16 protein-coding genes and 1 riboswitch are annotated in these 16,238 nt (G+C 70.7%); of the genes, 12 read left to right on the top strand and 4 right to left on the bottom strand.

Annotation, left to right across the window (positions count from 1 at the left end; all coding sequences use genetic code 11):
• The first annotated feature begins 145 nt into the window (after positions 1-145).
• Both sigR and rsrA read left to right on the top strand, forming a co-directional pair.
• Positions 146-841, top strand: coding sequence for an RNA polymerase sigma factor SigR (gene sigR, locus ACWD4O_RS03525; RefSeq protein ID WP_351903184.1), 696 nt, complete (start codon positions 146-148; stop codon positions 839-841).
• Positions 838-1,167: a mycothiol system anti-sigma-R factor gene (gene rsrA / locus ACWD4O_RS03520; protein ID WP_450948899.1), complete on the top strand. Its 330-nt coding sequence runs from the start codon at positions 838-840 to the stop codon at positions 1,165-1,167. The genes sigR and rsrA overlap by 4 nt, the downstream gene beginning before the upstream one ends.
• Before the next feature lie 45 nt (positions 1,168-1,212).
• Here the strand turns inward: rsrA and ACWD4O_RS03515 are convergent, their stop codons facing one another.
• Positions 1,213-1,578 (bottom strand): hypothetical protein, encoded by a 366-nt coding sequence (locus ACWD4O_RS03515; protein ID WP_451277022.1) that lies wholly within the window; start codon positions 1,576-1,578, stop codon positions 1,213-1,215.
• Positions 1,579-1,742: 164 nt separating this feature from the next.
• On the opposite strand from ACWD4O_RS03515, the gene ACWD4O_RS03510 reads away from it, so the two are divergent.
• From ACWD4O_RS03510 to ACWD4O_RS03465, 10 genes are all read left to right on the top strand, one after another.
• Positions 1,743-2,108, top strand: a complete 366-nt coding sequence (locus ACWD4O_RS03510; protein WP_450948897.1) for a hypothetical protein — start codon at positions 1,743-1,745, stop codon at positions 2,106-2,108.
• Entirely contained in the window at positions 2,105-2,983 is an 879-nt protein-coding gene (locus ACWD4O_RS03505; RefSeq protein WP_451277020.1) for a hypothetical protein, read from the top strand. Before ACWD4O_RS03510 ends, ACWD4O_RS03505 begins: the two co-directional genes overlap by 4 nt.
• A 275-nt stretch (positions 2,984-3,258) precedes the next feature.
• Positions 3,259-3,417, top strand: coding sequence for a hypothetical protein (locus ACWD4O_RS03500; protein ID WP_451277768.1), 159 nt, complete (start codon positions 3,259-3,261; stop codon positions 3,415-3,417).
• A gap of 59 nt (positions 3,418-3,476) precedes the next feature.
• Complete coding sequence (locus ACWD4O_RS03495; RefSeq protein ID WP_450948895.1) at positions 3,477-3,878, top strand: roadblock/LC7 domain-containing protein; 402 nt, start codon at positions 3,477-3,479, stop codon at positions 3,876-3,878.
• A gap of 214 nt (positions 3,879-4,092) precedes the next feature.
• A complete protein-coding gene (locus ACWD4O_RS03490; protein WP_451277017.1) occupies positions 4,093-5,433 on the top strand; it encodes an HD-GYP domain-containing protein in 1,341 nt (446 codons plus the stop codon).
• The gene (locus tag ACWD4O_RS03485; protein ID WP_451277015.1) at positions 5,430-6,698 is read left to right on the top strand and encodes an HD-GYP domain-containing protein; all 1,269 of its coding nucleotides are present in this window, start codon (positions 5,430-5,432) and stop codon (positions 6,696-6,698) included. Before ACWD4O_RS03490 ends, ACWD4O_RS03485 begins: the two co-directional genes overlap by 4 nt.
• A gap of 125 nt (positions 6,699-6,823) precedes the next feature.
• Positions 6,824-7,804 (top strand): tetratricopeptide repeat protein, encoded by a 981-nt coding sequence (locus tag ACWD4O_RS03480; RefSeq protein WP_451277013.1) that lies wholly within the window; start codon positions 6,824-6,826, stop codon positions 7,802-7,804.
• Between the two features lie 126 nt (positions 7,805-7,930).
• On the top strand, positions 7,931-8,581 hold the full coding sequence (gene def / locus ACWD4O_RS03475) for a peptide deformylase (protein ID WP_451277011.1): 651 nt from the start codon (positions 7,931-7,933) through the stop codon (positions 8,579-8,581).
• A 285-nt stretch (positions 8,582-8,866) separates the two neighbouring features.
• Complete coding sequence (gene cyc1, locus ACWD4O_RS03470) at positions 8,867-9,964, top strand: epi-isozizaene synthase (RefSeq protein WP_451277009.1); 1,098 nt, start codon at positions 8,867-8,869, stop codon at positions 9,962-9,964.
• On the top strand, positions 9,961-11,331 hold the full coding sequence (locus ACWD4O_RS03465; RefSeq protein WP_451277007.1) for a bifunctional albaflavenone monooxygenase/terpene synthase: 1,371 nt from the start codon (positions 9,961-9,963) through the stop codon (positions 11,329-11,331). The genes cyc1 and ACWD4O_RS03465 overlap by 4 nt, the downstream gene beginning before the upstream one ends.
• A 10-nt stretch (positions 11,332-11,341) precedes the next feature.
• On the opposite strand, the gene ACWD4O_RS03460 is transcribed toward ACWD4O_RS03465, so the two are convergent.
• From ACWD4O_RS03460 to ACWD4O_RS03450, 3 genes are all read right to left on the bottom strand, one after another.
• Positions 11,342-12,310 carry a helix-turn-helix domain-containing protein gene (locus ACWD4O_RS03460; protein ID WP_451277005.1) on the bottom strand — a complete coding sequence of 323 codons (969 nt, stop codon included), beginning with the start codon at positions 12,308-12,310 and terminating at the stop codon, positions 11,342-11,344.
• Between the two features lie 257 nt (positions 12,311-12,567).
• Positions 12,568-13,602, bottom strand: coding sequence for a ribonucleotide-diphosphate reductase subunit beta (locus tag ACWD4O_RS03455; protein ID WP_451277003.1), 1,035 nt, complete (start codon positions 13,600-13,602; stop codon positions 12,568-12,570).
• The gene (locus ACWD4O_RS03450; RefSeq protein WP_451277001.1) at positions 13,602-15,971 is read right to left on the bottom strand and encodes a ribonucleoside-diphosphate reductase subunit alpha; all 2,370 of its coding nucleotides are present in this window, start codon (positions 15,969-15,971) and stop codon (positions 13,602-13,604) included. Before ACWD4O_RS03450 ends, ACWD4O_RS03455 begins: the two co-directional genes overlap by 1 nt.
• Before the next feature lie 122 nt (positions 15,972-16,093).
• Positions 16,094-16,229, bottom strand: a riboswitch (cobalamin riboswitch).
• Positions 16,230-16,238: the final 9 nt, after the last annotated feature.

The following is a 16,238-nucleotide window of genomic DNA, read 5'->3' as shown; positions in this document are numbered from 1 at the left end:
GAGCCGTAGCAGCCGTACCGACCTGGACTGGACGGTGCTGCACGCGGCCAAGGCCGCTCCTATTCGAGCGGCGGCAGGCACGGGTAGTCGTCTATCCTCCGATTCGAGTGGGATCGGTTTCGTTCCCACCCGCGATCTTGAGGAGGTGGGTCCGGTCACCGGTACCGACGCAGGGACCGACAACGGCCAGGCGGAGCTGCCCGAGGGCCAGGGCGTGAGCGCGGAGACGGGCACGGAGTCCACCGTGGAGCGCAGTGCGCGCTTCGAACGGGACGCGCTCGAATTCCTCGACCAGATGTATTCGGCCGCGCTGCGCATGACGCGCAACCCGGCGGACGCCGAGGACCTGGTGCAGGAGACGTACGCCAAGGCGTACGCGTCCTTCCACCAGTTCCGCGAGGGCACCAATCTCAAGGCCTGGCTGTACCGGATCCTCACCAACACCTTCATCAACTCGTACCGCAAGAAGCAGCGCGAGCCCCAGCGCAGTGCGGCCGAGGAGATCGAGGACTGGCAGCTGGCGCGCGCCGAGTCGCACATGTCCACCGGTCTGCGCTCCGCCGAGTCGCAGGCGCTGGACCACCTGCCCGACTCGGACGTGAAGGCAGCGCTCCAGGCCATCCCCGAGGAGTTCCGCATCGCCGTGTACCTCGCGGACGTTGAGGGCTTTGCGTACAAGGAGATCGCGGACATCATGGGGACACCCATCGGTACGGTGATGTCCCGGCTGCACCGGGGCCGCCGTCAACTGCGCGGCATGCTCGAGGACTACGCCCGTGAGCGCGGGCTGGTTCCGGCGGGCGCCGGAGAGTCGAACGAAGTGAAAGGTTCGGGCTCATGAGCTGCGGAGATCCGCACGAGACGGACTGCAGTGAGGTCCTCGACCACCTGTACGAGTATCTCGACAGCGAGATGCCCCCTCTCGACCGGGACAAGTTCCAGCACCACTTCGAGGAATGCTCGCCGTGCCTGGAGAAGTACGGGCTCGAGGAGGCCGTGAAGAAGCTGGTCAAGCGGTGCTGCGGGCATGACGACGTGCCGAGCGACCTGCGGGCCAAGGTCATGGGCCGGCTCGATCTGATCCGTTCCGGTCAGACCGTTCCCGAGCATGACGTGTACGAGGCGGCGCCGGCCGAGATGCCGGGCGCGACGGCCGCCGAGGGCTGAGCCCCCCGGCTGCCGTCGCGGCGGTATCCGAACCTGCCTGCCGGGTCAGACCTCCAGCGTGCTCTCGATCTTCTTCAGGCTGTGCCGGGCCAGCGCCAGGTTGCTGCGCGAGCGGTCGAGGGCCAGGTAGAGGAAGAGCGTTCCGGTGGTGCTCGAGAGCGGCCGGATCAGGTGGTACTGCCGGCCCAGGGTGATCAGGATGTCCTCGATGGTGTCGTCCATGTGCAGGGACGCCAGCGTGCGCATCTTCGAGCGCACCACCTCGGTGTTGCCCGCCGCGGCGAGCTCCAGGTCGAGCTGCGGACCGCCGCCGAGCGTGCCGAGCGACATGCCGCTTTCGTAGTCGACGAGGGCGACGCCGAGGGCGCCGTCCACAGTCATGGCTTCTTTGAGTGCTGTCTCGATGTTCATGGTGTTGCCTCAATTCCCCAGTGCCGCTGACTGGTCGCTGCACGTACAACTACGATCGAACGTAAGCGACTTCTGAGTCACGGAACATCAACTTTGTTGCTTGTTCTGAAAGATGACGTTCAACGTACTGTGTGACGTCTGCACGTGAAGGGGGAAACGCGGAAATGACGACCGCGCTCCAGGCTTCCCTGGCCCGGCTCCTCGACTCCCCCGGGGTCACCGGCGTGGCTCTGGTCGACGCCGTCACCGGTCTCACCTACGGGGAGGCGGGCGACGCCGGGGCGGTCGGGGACGGGGCGGCCGACGCCGCACTGGCCGCTCTCATCGCCGAACGGCTGGGACAGGCGGGCGCCGAGGGGGAGCTGGAGAGCGTGATCACCACCAGCACGCGGCGCCACCAGGTCCTGCTCGCGGTGGCGCGACCGGGCGGGGACCCCCTGCTGCTGGCCGCGGGCCTGGACCGGGAGCGGGCCAACCTGGCGCTCGCCGCCCGCAGTCTGGACTCGCTGGCCGCCGAGGTCCTCGGATGACGGCCGGCGCGCGCAATCTTCCTGCGCTGCTGCAGGGGCTGCGCGACGAGGGCTTCAGCGGCACGGTCCGGGTCTCCGGCACCCCGGGGGGAACGATTCATCTGCGACAGGGCCTGATCGGCGCGATCGAGACCCCCGGCGCGCCCCCCGCCACCTCGCTGCTGCTCACCCCGGGCCGGGTCGACGACGAGGCCTGGCTCGCCGCCCGCGCCGCCCAGCCCGATGTGGACCTGCTGGGCGGACAACTGGTGGCCGCCGGTCTGATCGGCGCCGCCGAACTGGAGGTGGTGTGCGTCGCCGCCGTGTTCGACGCCGCCTTCGCCATGGGGCTCGGCGCGCCCGGAAGCTGGCAGCTCAGCGGCCTCGAACCCACGCTCCGCGCCGAACCGGGCGTGGAGCCGAGGAAGGTGACCGAGGAGACCACTCGGCGCATCGCGCTGCTGGCCGAACAGTGGGGTCCGCCGGGCGAACTCGTCCGGGTCCGGCCCACCCCGTCCCCGGACGCCGCCGACGGGCCGCCCGAGTGGCTGTCGCTCCGCCACCGGTCCGTGCTCGGCGGAGTCAACGGCCGCCGTACGGCGCGGGACATCGCCTTCACGCTCGGCCGTGGGCTGTACGCGGTCATGCTCGACCTGATCCGGTTGCGGACGCTCGGGCTCGTGCGATGGGAGCCCGGTGAAGGACCCCGCGAACGGCCCAGCACCGCGCCGCGCGTGCTGCCGGGGAACGGGGCGGTGCCCGAGACGGCGAGCCGGCCGGTGAGAGCCGTGCCGCTGCCGAGACGCACACCCGGCGGCAATGCCTGGCGGCGCGGGAACGCCCAGGGAGAGGACCCGACGAGCCCGACCGGCTCAGAGAGTTGGGGCGGTCGGTGAACTCACGCCAACGCCGTGCGGAGCTGCGCAACAGACGGCGCGAGAACGCCGAAGCGAAGCGGACCCAGCGGCTCCGGGCCCGGGAACCGGACCGGTACCGAGACCCGCCACCGACGCCCGAGCAACCCCTGACACCCCTGCAACCCCTGACGCCCGATCAACCCCCGCCGACGTCCGATCGACCCCCGACGTCCGAGCCGGACCGACCGCCGCCCGACCGACCGTTGCCCCACCGATCGCCGCCTCTTCGACCGACGACCCCGCAGAAGCCGCCGTTGCCCGTGCGAGGCGCGTCGCCGTCCACAGACTCCGCCGGTGCCCTGCCGTTCGTCCTGCCGATGCTGTCGGCCGAAGCCCTGGCCGCCGATCAGCCCTCCCTCGACATCCTGCGCCGAGTCCGGCGGGGCCTGGACGCGCTGCCGGAATCCGACTGAGGCGACTCGGCCGGCACAGTCGAAGAATATGCCAACAGCAAGGTACCAAGGAGTAGTTCATGAGTGAAGACCCGTCACCGCAGCCGCCGCCGAACCCCTTGACCGACATCCTGATCTCGCTGCGCGACCGGGTGATGGGGGTCTCCGAAAGCGTGCTGTCCACGGTGGACGGTCTTCTCGTCGTCGCCGACGCGGACTCCGCCCACCCCGAGTCCGTGGCCGCGCTCGCCGCCGCCACCCTCGGGGTCGCCAGCCGCATGGCCGAGCAGGCGGGCACCGGCACACTGCGCGAGGTGGTCGCGAGGTGCGGCTCCGGGCACGTCATCGTGGTGGGCGTCGGCGAACGGGCGCTGCTGACCGTCATCGCGGACGACGGCCTCGACCTCGCCGCGTTCCAGCGCGAGTCGCCGGCCACGGTGGAGCAGCTGAACCGGACGCTGGCGGCGGACGTGCCGAGGTGACACGTGTGAGGCGGACCGGCGGACACCCGGGTCGCTCACTCGAACGGGCTAATCTCACGCCGCTGGGACCGCGGAAACGTCCATTGCCTCCCCGGGGTCCCCGCCGGCCGTCCTATTCTCCAACTCCCGAGCATGTCCCGTAATCCGTACCGGGCTTGAGCCCGAGCAGGTCCGCACGGCCGGCCGAGGCCTCGGGCCACCGGGGAGGAGAGCGATGCGGTCGGTTCCGCCGCGGGCGTGGGGCTACGTCGCCTGTGTCGTGGTCGGCGCCGCGTCCTGCCTCTGGGGGCTGCCGTCCGTCCGGACGCCCTGGTGGGCGGTAGCCCTGCTGGCCGGGCTGTACGTCGGCTGCGAGCAGGTCACCCGGTACCGCCCGGCCGGCCGAGCCGTCGCCGGGGACCTGGGCGCCTTCTACCCCGTGCTGCTCGCCGGGGCCTTTCTGCTGGCGCCGCCCGCCGCCGCGCTCGTACCGCTGCCAGGGGCGTTGCTCGCGCGGGTCGAGCAGCGCCCCCGGGGGCTGCGGCGGATCTGGCGGGCCGCCCAGCTGGCCGTCGCCGTCTGGGCGGCGTCCCGCACGCACGAGGCGCTGGGCGGGCGGGCCGCGATCGGCGACTCCGACTTCCCCGCCGCCCTCGGGCCCGCCGGGGCCGCCGTGCTGGTGTTCTGCCTGGTGCTGAGCGTGCTGGACGGCGGAGTGCGCACGCTCGCCGAGGGACTGCCGGCCCGGGCCGCCGGGCGCGGGCCGTTCACACGGTCGCTCGCCCCCGTCGCCGTGCACGGGCTCGCCGGGCTGATGATGGCGGTCCTGTGGCGCAGCCCGTACGGGCCGGTGGCCGCGCTGCTCGTGCTGTTCCCGATGGGCGTGTCCTGGTGGGTGTTCGCGCAGTACCACCGCGAGCGCGCCGCGCACCAGGCGACCATCCGCGCCCTCGTGCAGGCCGTCGACATCAAGGACGGCTACACGCGCGGCCACAGCGAACGCGTCGGACAGGCCTCGATGCTCATCGGGCGCGAACTGGGCATGGACGAGAGCCGGATCGAAGTGCTCCGCTTCGCCGGGATCCTGCACGACGTCGGCAAACTCGGCGTCCCCACCCGCCTGTTGCGCAAGGACGGGCCACTGACGCCCCAGGAGCGGCGGGTGATCGAACTGCACCCCGAGTACGGGCACGAGATCACCCGCGGGATCTCCTTCCTCGGCGACGCCCGAGCGGCGATCCTCCACCACCACGAACGCATCGACGGCACCGGCTACCCGTACGGCCTGGCCGGCGGTCAGATCCCGGAGTCCGCACGGGTGGTCGCCGTGGCGGACGCCTTCGACGCGATGACCTCCACCCGCTCCTACAGCCGGGCCCGGCCGGTGGCGGCAGCCCTGGCGGAGCTGCGACGGTGCGCGGGCGCCCACTTCGACCCCCGGATGGTCACCGCGCTGACCCGGGTCGTCGAGCGGGACGGCTGGCATCCGGTCGTCACCGCCGAGGAGGCCCGGCCCTCCGCCGTCCCGACGCCCGCGCAGGCCCCCGACGACGACCGGTCCGAGGCACGCCGATGATCGCCCGCCGCCCCTTCCTCGCCCTCTACACCGCCGCTGCCCTCCTCGTCGCCGGCTCCCTCCTCGTGACGTTCATGACCGGCGTCGAGGAACGCCCCGTCGCGCTCGCCTTCGGGATCCTCGTCGCCGTCGGCGAGCTCATCCGGTGGAACGGGCCGGGGCTGCGCGAGGCCGCGCCGCTCGGCGCCGCCGGGTCGCTGTCCTACGCGCTGGTCGGGGAGCACGCCGGGCACCCCACGCACCACGGGGTCGCGCAGGTCGTGTCGGTCGTGGTCGCCGCCTCCCTGCTGGGCAGCGTGCCGCGGCTGGCCCGCGGCGAGGGACCCGTCCTCGACCACCTGGTCCGGCGGGTGCTGGCCGTCGGGTTCGCCGCCGTCTGCTTCCAGCCCCTCTACAACCGCGGTGCGTTCGACGGCTGGAGCGGCCCCGCCTACGCGCTGCTGCTGCTCGCGCTGCTCGTCCTGACCGTGCTGTGCGACGCCGTGGTCGCCGCCGCGCTCGCCCGCTCCCGCACCGGCTGGCCGTTCGCCCCGCTGCTGCGGGACGAGCTGCGGGCGGTGCCCGGCATCGGGTCGGCGGTGTGCGCGACGGGCGCGGTGATGGCGCTCGCGGTCGCCGTCGTCGGCCTGTGGGCGCTGCCCGTGTTCTCGGTGCCGCTGCTGCTCACCCAGCTGTCCCTGCGCCGGTACGCGGCCGTGCGGGCCACCTACCGGCAGACCATCGCCTCGCTGGCGCGCGCCACCGAGATCGCCGGGTACACCCCGGCCGGGCACGCGCGCCGGGTCGCCGCCCTCAGCCAGGCCGTGGGCCGCGACCTCGGGCTGCCCGAGCCCGAGCGGGCCGTCCTGGAGTACGCGGCCCTCATGCACGACATCGGGCAGCTCAGCCTCGTCGACCCGGTCCCGGCCGGGGCCACCGCCGGACTCCCGGCGGCCGAGCAGCGGCGGATCGCGCTGCTCGGCGGGGCCGTCGTCCGCCAGACCGGGGCCGGCGCCCAGGTCGCGACGGTCGTCGAGCGGCAGGCCGACCCCTACCCGGAGCAACCGGTGGCCGCGCGCATAGTCCGGGTGGTGAACGCCTACGACGAGAAGGTGCGGGGCGCCGGTCCGGGCGGGCCCCTCACCGCACTGGAGGAACTGCGTCTGGGCACCGGCGGGGAGTACGCGCCCGAGGTGGTGGAGGCGCTGGCCAGGGTGCTTTGGAATTTAGGGGGGCGCGCAGCGCCTCAGGCAGGGTGGTGGTGGGCGACGGGTGGGGGCGTCTGACCTTGCCTGTGGGTGGGTAACCCATGGGTAATGAGCGGCCCTCCGGCGTCACGTGGTTGGATGCGAGGGAGAGAGTGTCCGGGGGCACTGGCCAGCCCACAGAACGGAACTGGCAGGCGGGAATCGTGAGGATCTTCGGCAAGGGACGGCACCGGCCCTCCGCCTCCTGGCGGCAGGCCACCGACCGCGCGTTCACGCTGATCGGCGACGGGCGGTACGAGGACGCGGGCGCGCTGCTGACACGTGCCGCCGACCTGGAACCCTGGCTGTCCGAGTCCTGGTTCAACCTCGCCCTGCTGCACAAGTTCCGGCACGACTGGGAGCAGGCCCGCACGGCAGGCCTGCGCGCGGTCGCCCTGCTCGACCGCGAGGCCGGGGCCCCCGACTGGTGGAACGTCGGGATCGCCGCCACCGCCCTGCAGGACTGGCCGCTGGCCCGCCGCGCCTGGCAGGCGTACGGGCTGCACGTCCCGGGCCACGCCACGGGCGCAGGCGAGCCCGTCGGCATGGAACTGGGGAGCGCGGCCGTACGGCTGTCGCCCGAGGGCGAGGCCGAGGTGGTGTGGGGGCGGCGGCTGGACCCTGCCCGTATGGAGGTGCTGTCGATCCCGCTGCCCTCCTCCGGACGGCGCTGGGGCGAGGTCGTCCTGCACGACGGGGTGCCCCACGGCGAGCGGACCACCTCCTTCGGCCACTCCTACCCGGTCTTCGACGAGATCGAGCTGTGGGCGCCGTCCCCGGTGCCGACCTGGGTGGTCCTCCTGGAGGCGGCCACGGAGGCGGACCGGGACGCGCTGGAGCAGCTGGCCGCCGACGCGGGGTTCGCGGCGGAGGACTGGTCCTCCTCGGTGCGGCTGCTGTGCCGGATGTGCTCGGAGTCCCGGATGCCCTCCGACGAGGGTGACGGCGAGCATCTCGATCCGCATGATCACAGCGAGCCGGGACATCCGGGGCCGCTGGGGCATCGGACGGACGGGCAGCTGTGGGTGCCGGAGCGTGAATGTGGCGTGGCCGCCCCGGCGTCGCTCGTCCGAGGGCTGCTGGACGGGTGGGTCGCGGACAGCCCGGACTCTCGTGACTGGCGGGATCTTGAAGAGGTCTGCTAGGCCGGTGGCCGACTGCGGGCTCGTCGTGGTTGCTCGCGCAGTTCCCCGCGCCCCTTAGGGGCGCGACCCCCCGTACCCTGTATCGAGCATTCACCCCATGTTTTTCCAGGAAGGCGTACGTCGGTCATGGCGCAGCAGGACACCGATCAGCAGCACGCGGGCGTGCTCCCCGTGGACGACGAGGGCTTCGTCATCGACACCGAGGAGACGGAGGCGCGCGAGCTGGCCTGGCGTGAGGCCGGCGCCTCGCGGCCGATCACCGTGGTCGGGAACCCGGTGCTGCACAAGGAGTGCAGGGACGTCACCGAGTTCGACGACGAGCTGCGGCAGCTGGTCGCGGACATGTTCGCCTCGCAGCACACCGCCGAGGGCGTGGGCCTGGCCGCCAACCAGATCGGCGTCGACCTGAAGGTCTTCGTCTACGACTGCCCCGACGACGAGGGCGCCCGGCACACCGGTGTCGTGTGCAACCCCAGGCTCGTCGAGCTGCCCGCGGACCGGCGCCGGCTGGACGACAGCAACGAGGGCTGTCTGTCGGTGCCCACCGCCTACGCGCCGCTCGCCCGTCCCGACTACGCCGAGGTGACCGGGCAGGACGAGCAGGGCAACCCGATCAAGGTGCGCGGGACCGGCTACTTCGCTCGGTGTTTGCAGCACGAGACCGACCACCTGTACGGGTACCTGTACATCGACAGGCTGTCCAAGCGCGAACGCAAGGACGCCCTGCGGCAGATGGCCGAGAACGAGCCCCGTTACCCCGTGGTCGCCAACGACTGAGCCCACCCGCACGAACTACGACGCCTGGCCGGGATGCCTCCCGGCCAGGCGTCGTTCGTGTGTCCGACGGACGTTCGATCGCTTACGCACATCTACTGCACATCTGCTGATCCGTAATCAGTCAGGCGGGGGTGGATTCTCAGCATGTTGGGGTAGTGAATGAAGCAAATCCGTTCCCATAGTGGTCAGTTGTAGTGCTGAATAGGAAGTGCGGGGATACGCAACGGCGCACGCCCGGCACGGCGGGAGGGGTGTGTGCCCACTGGCGGCTGAGAGGGGTTGTTCGTGCCAGCTTTGCCATGCAGCACCACATACAGCACCACAGCGACGGTGGCCGCGCCCGCGGTTCCTCCCTCGCTCTCTCTTCCGGTCATCGAGGCGGCGTTTCCCCGGCAACTGCATCCGTATTGGCCCCGGTTGCAGGAGAACACGCGCTCCTGGCTGCTGAAAAAGCGGTTGATGCCGGCGGACAAGGTCGCAGAATATGCCGACGGTCTTTGCTATACGGACCTGATGGCGGGCTACTACCTCGGCGCACCCGACGAGGTGATGCAGGCCATCGCCGACTACAGCGCGTGGTTCTTCGTCTGGGACGACCGGCACGACCGTGACGTCGTGCACGCCCGGTCCTCCTCCTGGCGGCAACTGCGGTTCCGCTTACATGCGGCCCTGGACGCCCCGGCCGGGTATCTGCGGCACCCGGATCCGCTGGTCGCCGGACTCGCGGACAGCGTGGGCCGGCTGTACGCCTTCCTTCCCGGCACCTGGAACGCACGGTTCGCCCGGCACTTCCACACCGTGATCGAGGCGTACGACCGGGAATTCCGCAACCGCGTCGAAGGACGCATTCCCGGCGTCGAGGAATACCTCGCACTGCGTCGGCTGACCTTCGCCCACTGGATATGGACCGATCTGCTCGAACCGAGTGCGGGCTGTGAACTCCCGGACCCGGTACGGAAACACCCCGCGTTTCGGCGTGCGGCCCTGCTGAGTCAGGAATTCGCCGCCTGGTACAACGACCTCTGCTCGCTCCCCAAGGAATTGGCGGGCGATGAGGTGCACAATCTCGGAATCAGTCTCATCACCCATCAGAGGCTGACTCTGGAAGAAGCGGTCGAGGAACTACGGCGACGCGTCGAGGAATGCATATCCGAATTCCTTGCCGTCGAGAAGGACGTCCTCCTGCTCGCCGACCGCCTCACCGACGGGACCGTCCGCGGAAGGGAACTCGGCGCCGCCGTGCGGTCCTGCCTCGGCAATATGCGGAACTGGTTCAGTTCCGTCTACTGGTTCCACCACGAGTCCGGCCGATACATGGTCGACAGCTGGGACGACCGGTCCACGCCCCCGTACGTCAACAACGAAGCGGCAGGTGAGAAATGACCGTCGAGTCGGTGAAGCCCGCGACCCCCGGGACATCCGAACCGGGTGAGGCGCCTTTGGCCGGTGGCGGGGTTCCGCTGCTCGGACACGGCTGGAAGCTGGCCCGCGATCCGCTGGCCTTCATGGCCCGGCTGCGCGACCACGGCGACATCGTGCGTCTGCGGCTCGGCCCCAAGACGGTGTACGCCGTCACCGCGCCGGAACTCGTCGGGGCCCTCGCGCTCAGCCCGGACTACATCATCTCCGGCCCCCTGTGGGAGACCCTGGAGGACCTGCTCGGCAAGGAGGGCGTGGCCACGGCCAACGGTCCGCTGCACCGCCGGCAGCGACGCACGATCCAGCCCGCGTTCCGGCTCGACGCCATCCCCGGCTACGGGCCGATCATGGAGGAGGAGGCGCACGCGCTCGTCGGGCGCTGGCGGCGGGGCGAGGTCCTCGACGTCACCGCCGAGTCCTTCCGGGTGTCCGTGCGCATCTCCGCCCGCTGTCTGATGCGCGGCAGCTATATGGACGCCCGGTCCGAGCGCATCACCTCCGCCCTCGCCACCCTGTTCGCCGGTATGTACCAGCGCATGGTGGTACCCCTCGGACCGCTTTATCGGGTACCGATTCCGGCCAACCGCGTATTCAACCGGGCACTGGCCGATCTGCATCGGCTGGTGGACGAGATCATCGCCGAGCGTCGCGCATCCGGTCAAAAACCGGACGATTTGCTGACGGCTTTGCTGGAGGCGAAGGACGAGAATGGCGAGCCCATCGGGGAACAGGAGATCCACGACCAGGTCATCGCGATACTCACCCCGGGCAGCGAAACCGCGGGCTCCGTGGTCATGTCGCTGCTCCACGTCCTCACCGAGCACCCCGACCAGGTGGACAAGATCCGCGAGGAGGTGAAAAGCGTCGTCGGTGACCGGCCGGTCGCATTCGGCGACGTCCGAAAGCTGCGGCACACCGCCAATGTCGTGGTCGAGACCATGCGGCTGTATCCCGCCGTATGGATATTGACCCGGCGCGCGGTGACCGACACCGAGCTCGGCGGATACCGCATTCCCGCCGGCGCCGACATCGTCTACAGCCCCTACGCGGTGCAGCGCGATCCGCGGTCGTACGAGCGGCACACGGAGTTCGATCCCGACCGCTGGCTGCCCGGCGGCTCCCCGGAGGTGCCGAAATACGCCATGACGCCGTTCGGCGTCGGCAACCGGAAGTGCCCGAGCGACCACTTCTCGATGGCCGAGCTGACGCTGATCGCCGCCGTGGTGGCGTCCGCGTTCCGCTTCGAGCCGGCGCCCGGCTCCGACTCCCGGACGCACGTCGGCATCACGCTGCGGCCGCGCAGGCTGCTGCTGCGGGCGATACCCGGGTGAGAGCCGCGGCTCAGGCGACTGCCTGCGGGCCGCGGAACGTGCGTCGGTAGGCGTTGGGGGTCGTCCCCAACGCCTGCACGAACTGATGGCGCAGGGCTCCCGCGGTGCCGAAGCCGGCCCGCCAGGCGATCGCGTCCACCGTCTCGTCCGTCGCCTCCAGCAGGTGCTGTGCCAGCAGCACCCGCTGGCGCAGCAGCCACCGGTAGGGGGTGGTGCCCGTCTCCTGCTGGAAGCGGCGGGCGAAGGTGCGCGGGGACATGTGGGCGCGCTCCGCGAGCTGCTCGACCGTGATCTCCTGGTCGAGATGCGCCTCCATCCACACCAGCACCCCGCCGACCGTGTCGCACGCCGACCGGGGCAGCGGCCGTGCGACGTACTGCGCCTGTCCGCCGTCCCGGTGCGGCGGTACGACCATCCGCCGCGCGATGCCGTTGGCCACCTCGGGCCCCTGCTCCTTGCGCACGAGGTGCAGACACGCGTCGATCCCGGCGGCCGTGCCGGCGGAGGTGATCACCGGGTCCTCGTCGACGTAGAGGACGTCCGGCTCGACGGTCGTCCGCGGATAGCGGCGGGCCAGCAGATCGGCATGCCGCCAGTGCGCCGCGCAGCGCCGCCCGTCGAGCAGCCCCGCCGCGCCCAGCACGAAGACGCCCGAACAGACGCTGAGCACCCGGGCGCCCCGGTCCACGCCCCGGCGCAGGGCGGCGAGCAGTTCGGGCGGATACTCCCGCTCGACGTTCGCGTCCGAGGCCGGCACGGCGATCAGGTCGGCCTCCTCCAGCCGGTCGAGGCCGTACGGCGTGGAGACGGTGAGTCCGCCGACATGGGTGCTCAGGACCGGGCCCTCCGCCGACACGACGGCGAAGTCGTACGCCGGCAGCCCCCCGTCGCTGCGGTCGAGGCCGAACACCTCGCACAGGACGCCGAGCTCGAAGGGATGCACACCGTCTAGGAGGACGGCGACCACGTTCTTCAGCATCTTGCCAGTGTGCCACTGGAGTGGCAGGAATTTGAAGGTGTACGGCAGTCCTGCCACTCCCGGTCAGGAGTCTCAGGCAGGACAGTGGTGTCCATGAACACAAACCAGCTGGAAAGCCTGATCGGAATGCTCATGGTCCTCGGGATCATGGTTCTCCTGATCCTCCCGTCCGTGGTCGGCATCGTGCGCGACAGGCGCGCCGACCGGCAGATCCGGGAGGCTCAGGAGAACCGCGAGAGCCGGGAGACCCGGAAGAATCAGAAGTCCTCGTCCAGGTCGACGGTGCCCTCCACCGCTACCTGGTACGCCGACGGACGGCGCTCGAAGAAGTTGGTCAGCTCCTGAACGCCCTGCAGCTCCATGAAGGAGAACGGGTTCTCCGAGCCGTACACCGGGGCGAAGCCGAGCCGTGCCAGACGCTGGTCGGCGACGCACTCCAGGTACTGCCGCATGGAGTCGGTGTTCATCCCCGGGAGGCCGTCGCCGCACAGGTCACGGGCGAACTGCAGCTCGGCCTCGACGGCCTCCCGCAGCATGTCGGTGACCTCCTGCCGGAGCTGGTCGTCGAAGAGCTCCGGCTCCTCCTTGCGGACCGTGTCGACCACCTCGAAGGCGAAGCTCATGTGCATCGTCTCGTCGCGGAACACCCAGTTGGTGCCGGTCGCCAGGCCGTGCAGCAGGCCCCGGCTGCGGAACCAGTAGACGTACGCGAAGGCCCCGTAGAAGAACAGGCCCTCGATGCACGCGGCGAAGCAGATCAGGTTGAGCAGGAAGCGGCGGCGGTCGGCCTGGGTCTGCAGGCTGTCCAGCTTCTCGACCTCGTTGATCCACTTGAAGCAGAACTCGGCCTTCTCGCGGATGGAGGGGATGTTCTCCACCGCGTCGAAGGCGGCCGCCCGGTCCTCGGGGTCGGGGAGATAGGTGTCCAGCAGCGTCAGATAGAACTGGACGTGGACGGCCTCCTCGAACAGCTGACGGCTCAGGTAGAGCCGCGCCTCGGGGGAGTTGATGTGCTTGTACAGCGTCAGCACGAGGTTGTTCGCCACGATCGAGTCGCCCGTCGCGAAGAACGCGACCAGCCGGCCGATCATGTGCTGCTCGCCCTGTGACAGCTTCGCGAGATCCGTCACGTCCGAGTGGAGGTCCACCTCCTCCACGGTCCAGGTGTTCTTGATGGCGTCCCGGTAGCGCTCGTAGAAGTCCGGGTAGCGCATCGGACGCAGCGTCAGCTCGAAGCCCGGGTCGAGCAGGTTCTTCTCGGCCTTTTCGGTCTTTTCGGGGGCGGTGGACATTACTGGCAGGCCTCGCAGGACTCGGGGTTCTCAAGAGAGCAGGCGACCGCGTCTTCAGGGGTCGCCTGTACGGGAATCGGGGCTTGCGCCTGGGCGGCGCGGGCGATCCGGGTCGCCGGACGCGAGCGCAGGTAGTACGTCGTCTTCAGGCCCGACTTCCAGGCGTACGCGTACATCGAGGAGAGCTTGCCGATGGTCGGCGTCTCCAGGAACAGGTTCAGCGACTGCGCCTGGTCCAGGTACGGGGTACGGGCGGCCGCCATGTCGATCAGGCCGCGCTGCGGGATCTCCCACGCCGTCCGGTACAGGGCGCGGACCTCGGCCGGGATCCACGCGAACTCCTGCACCGAGCCGTTGGACTCGCGCAGCGCCTCACGGGTGCGGGCGTCCCAGACGCCGAGCTCCTTCAGCTCGTTCACCAGGTAGGAGTTGACCTGGAGGAACTCACCGGACAGCGTCTCGCGCTTGAACAGGTTGGACACCTGCGGCTCGATGCACTCGTACACGCCCGCGATGGACGCGATGGTGGCGGTCGGCGCGATGGCGAGCAGCAGCGAGTTGCGCAGGCCCGTCGCCGCGATCCGCGTCCGCAGCGCCGCCCAGCGCTCCGGCCAGGTGAACTCGACGCCGTAGTGGTCGGGGTGCAGCACACCGCGAGCGGTACGGGTCTTGTCCCAGGCGGGCAGCGGGCCGCTGCGCTCGGCCAGGTCGGCGGAGGCCTCGTACGCGGCCAGCATGATGCGCTCGGCGATCCGGGTGGACAGGGCCTTGGCCTCGGCGGAGTCGAACGGCAGCCGCAGCTTGAAGAAGACGTCCTGCAGGCCCATCGCGCCGAGACCGACCGGCCGCCAGCGGGCGTTGGAGCGGCCCGCCTGCTCGGTCGGGTAGAAGTTGATGTCGACGACCCGGTCGAGGAAGGTGACGGCGGTGCGGACGGCCGCGTCCAGCCGCTCCCAGTCGATGCCGTCGCCGTCCTCGGCCGCCGGGTCGACGAACGCGCCGAGGTTCACCGAACCCAGGTTGCACACGGCCGTCTCGCCGTCGTCCGTGACCTCCAGGATCTCCGTGCAGAGGTTGGAGGAGTGCACGACGTGACCCGGCTCGGCCGTCTGGTTGGCGGTGCGGTTGGCGGCGTCCTTGAAGGTCATCCAGCCGTTGCCGGTCTGCGCGAGGGTGCGCATCATGCGGCCGTACAGGTCACGGGCCGGGATGGTCTTCTTCGCGAGCCCGTCCCGCTCGGCCTTGCGGTACGCGGCCTCGAACTCCGCGCCCCACAGGTCGACCAGCTCGGGCACGTCCGAGGGCGAGAACAGCGACCACTGCTCGTCCGCGTTCACGCGCCGCATGAACTCGTCCGGGATCCAGTGCGCGAGGTTCAGGTTGTGCGTACGGCGGGCGTCCTCGCCGGTGTTGTCCCGCAGCTCCAGGAACTCCTCGATGTCGGAGTGCCAGGTCTCCAGGTAGACCGCGGCCGCGCCCTTGCGCCGGCCGCCCTGGTTCACGGCGGCGACCGAGGCGTCCAGGGTCTTCAGGAACGGCACGATGCCGTTGGAGTGCCCGTTGGTGCCGCGGATCAGCGAACCGCGGCTGCGGATCCGGGAGTACGACAGCCCGATGCCGCCGGCGTGCTTCGAGAGACGGGCGACCTGGTGGTAGCGGTCGTAGATGGAGTCCAGCTCGTCCAGCGGGGAGTCGAGGAGGTAGCAGGACGACATCTGGGGGTGCCGGGTGCCGGAGTTGAAGAGCGTGGGGGAGGACGGCAGGTAGTCCAGGCGGCTCATCAGCCCGTACAGCGCGGCGACCTCGTCCAGCGCACGCGTGCTGTCGTCCTCGGCCAGGCCGGCGGCGACGCGCAGCAGGAAGTGCTGGGGCGTCTCGACGACCTTGCGGGTGATCGGGTGCCGCAGCAGATAGCGGCTGTGCAGAGTGCGCAGCCCGAAGTAGCCGAAGCGGTCGTCGGCGGTCGTGTCGATCAGCGCGTCGAGACGGGCCGCGTGGACGCGCACGAACTCGGCGGTGCGGTCCGCGATCAGACCCTCGCGGTGGCCGACGGCGACCGAGGCGGTGAACGACGTGACCCCCTGGGAGGCGGCCTCCGCGGCGATGCTGATGGTCAGCAGCCGGGCGGCCAGCTTCGAGTAGGCGGGGTCCTCGGAGATCAGACCGGCGGCCGCCTCCGTCGCCAGCTCGCGCAGCTCCGCCTCGTCGGCCCGCGAGGACCGGCCGCGCAGGGCGGCGGCGGCGACCCGGCCGGGGGCGGCGTCGGGAAGGTCGGCGGTCAGCTCGGTCAGGGTCCGCAGCAACGCGTTCCCGGGACCGTCGGTCTCCAGCTCGAAGACTGAAACCGGGTCGGCTGGCGCGATGGTCACGTGAGGCTCTCCCTCGCTCGGCAGGGGGCCTGGCGGAGGGCAGGGCAGCACACGAGCGCACGGGGCGTCGCGTCCACCGGCCCACTCCGCGAGGCCCGGACGTCAGGGCACCCGGACCGGGACGGCCGGGCGCGCTGTCGGCAGGACCTCGGACTGAACAGGCGTGCACATATGGGTGGACATGCACGCGTGTACACCGTTGCGGGACAGTTCCGGATTCGCACCGGATTCCCCTGCGGCGACAGCGAGCATGAGCATACATCTTGT

This window comes from Streptomyces sp. NPDC002623 (assembly GCF_053592635.1).
The sequence above is the reverse complement of the archived record's forward strand: the minus strand, read 5'-3'. Positions and strand labels throughout refer to the sequence as shown.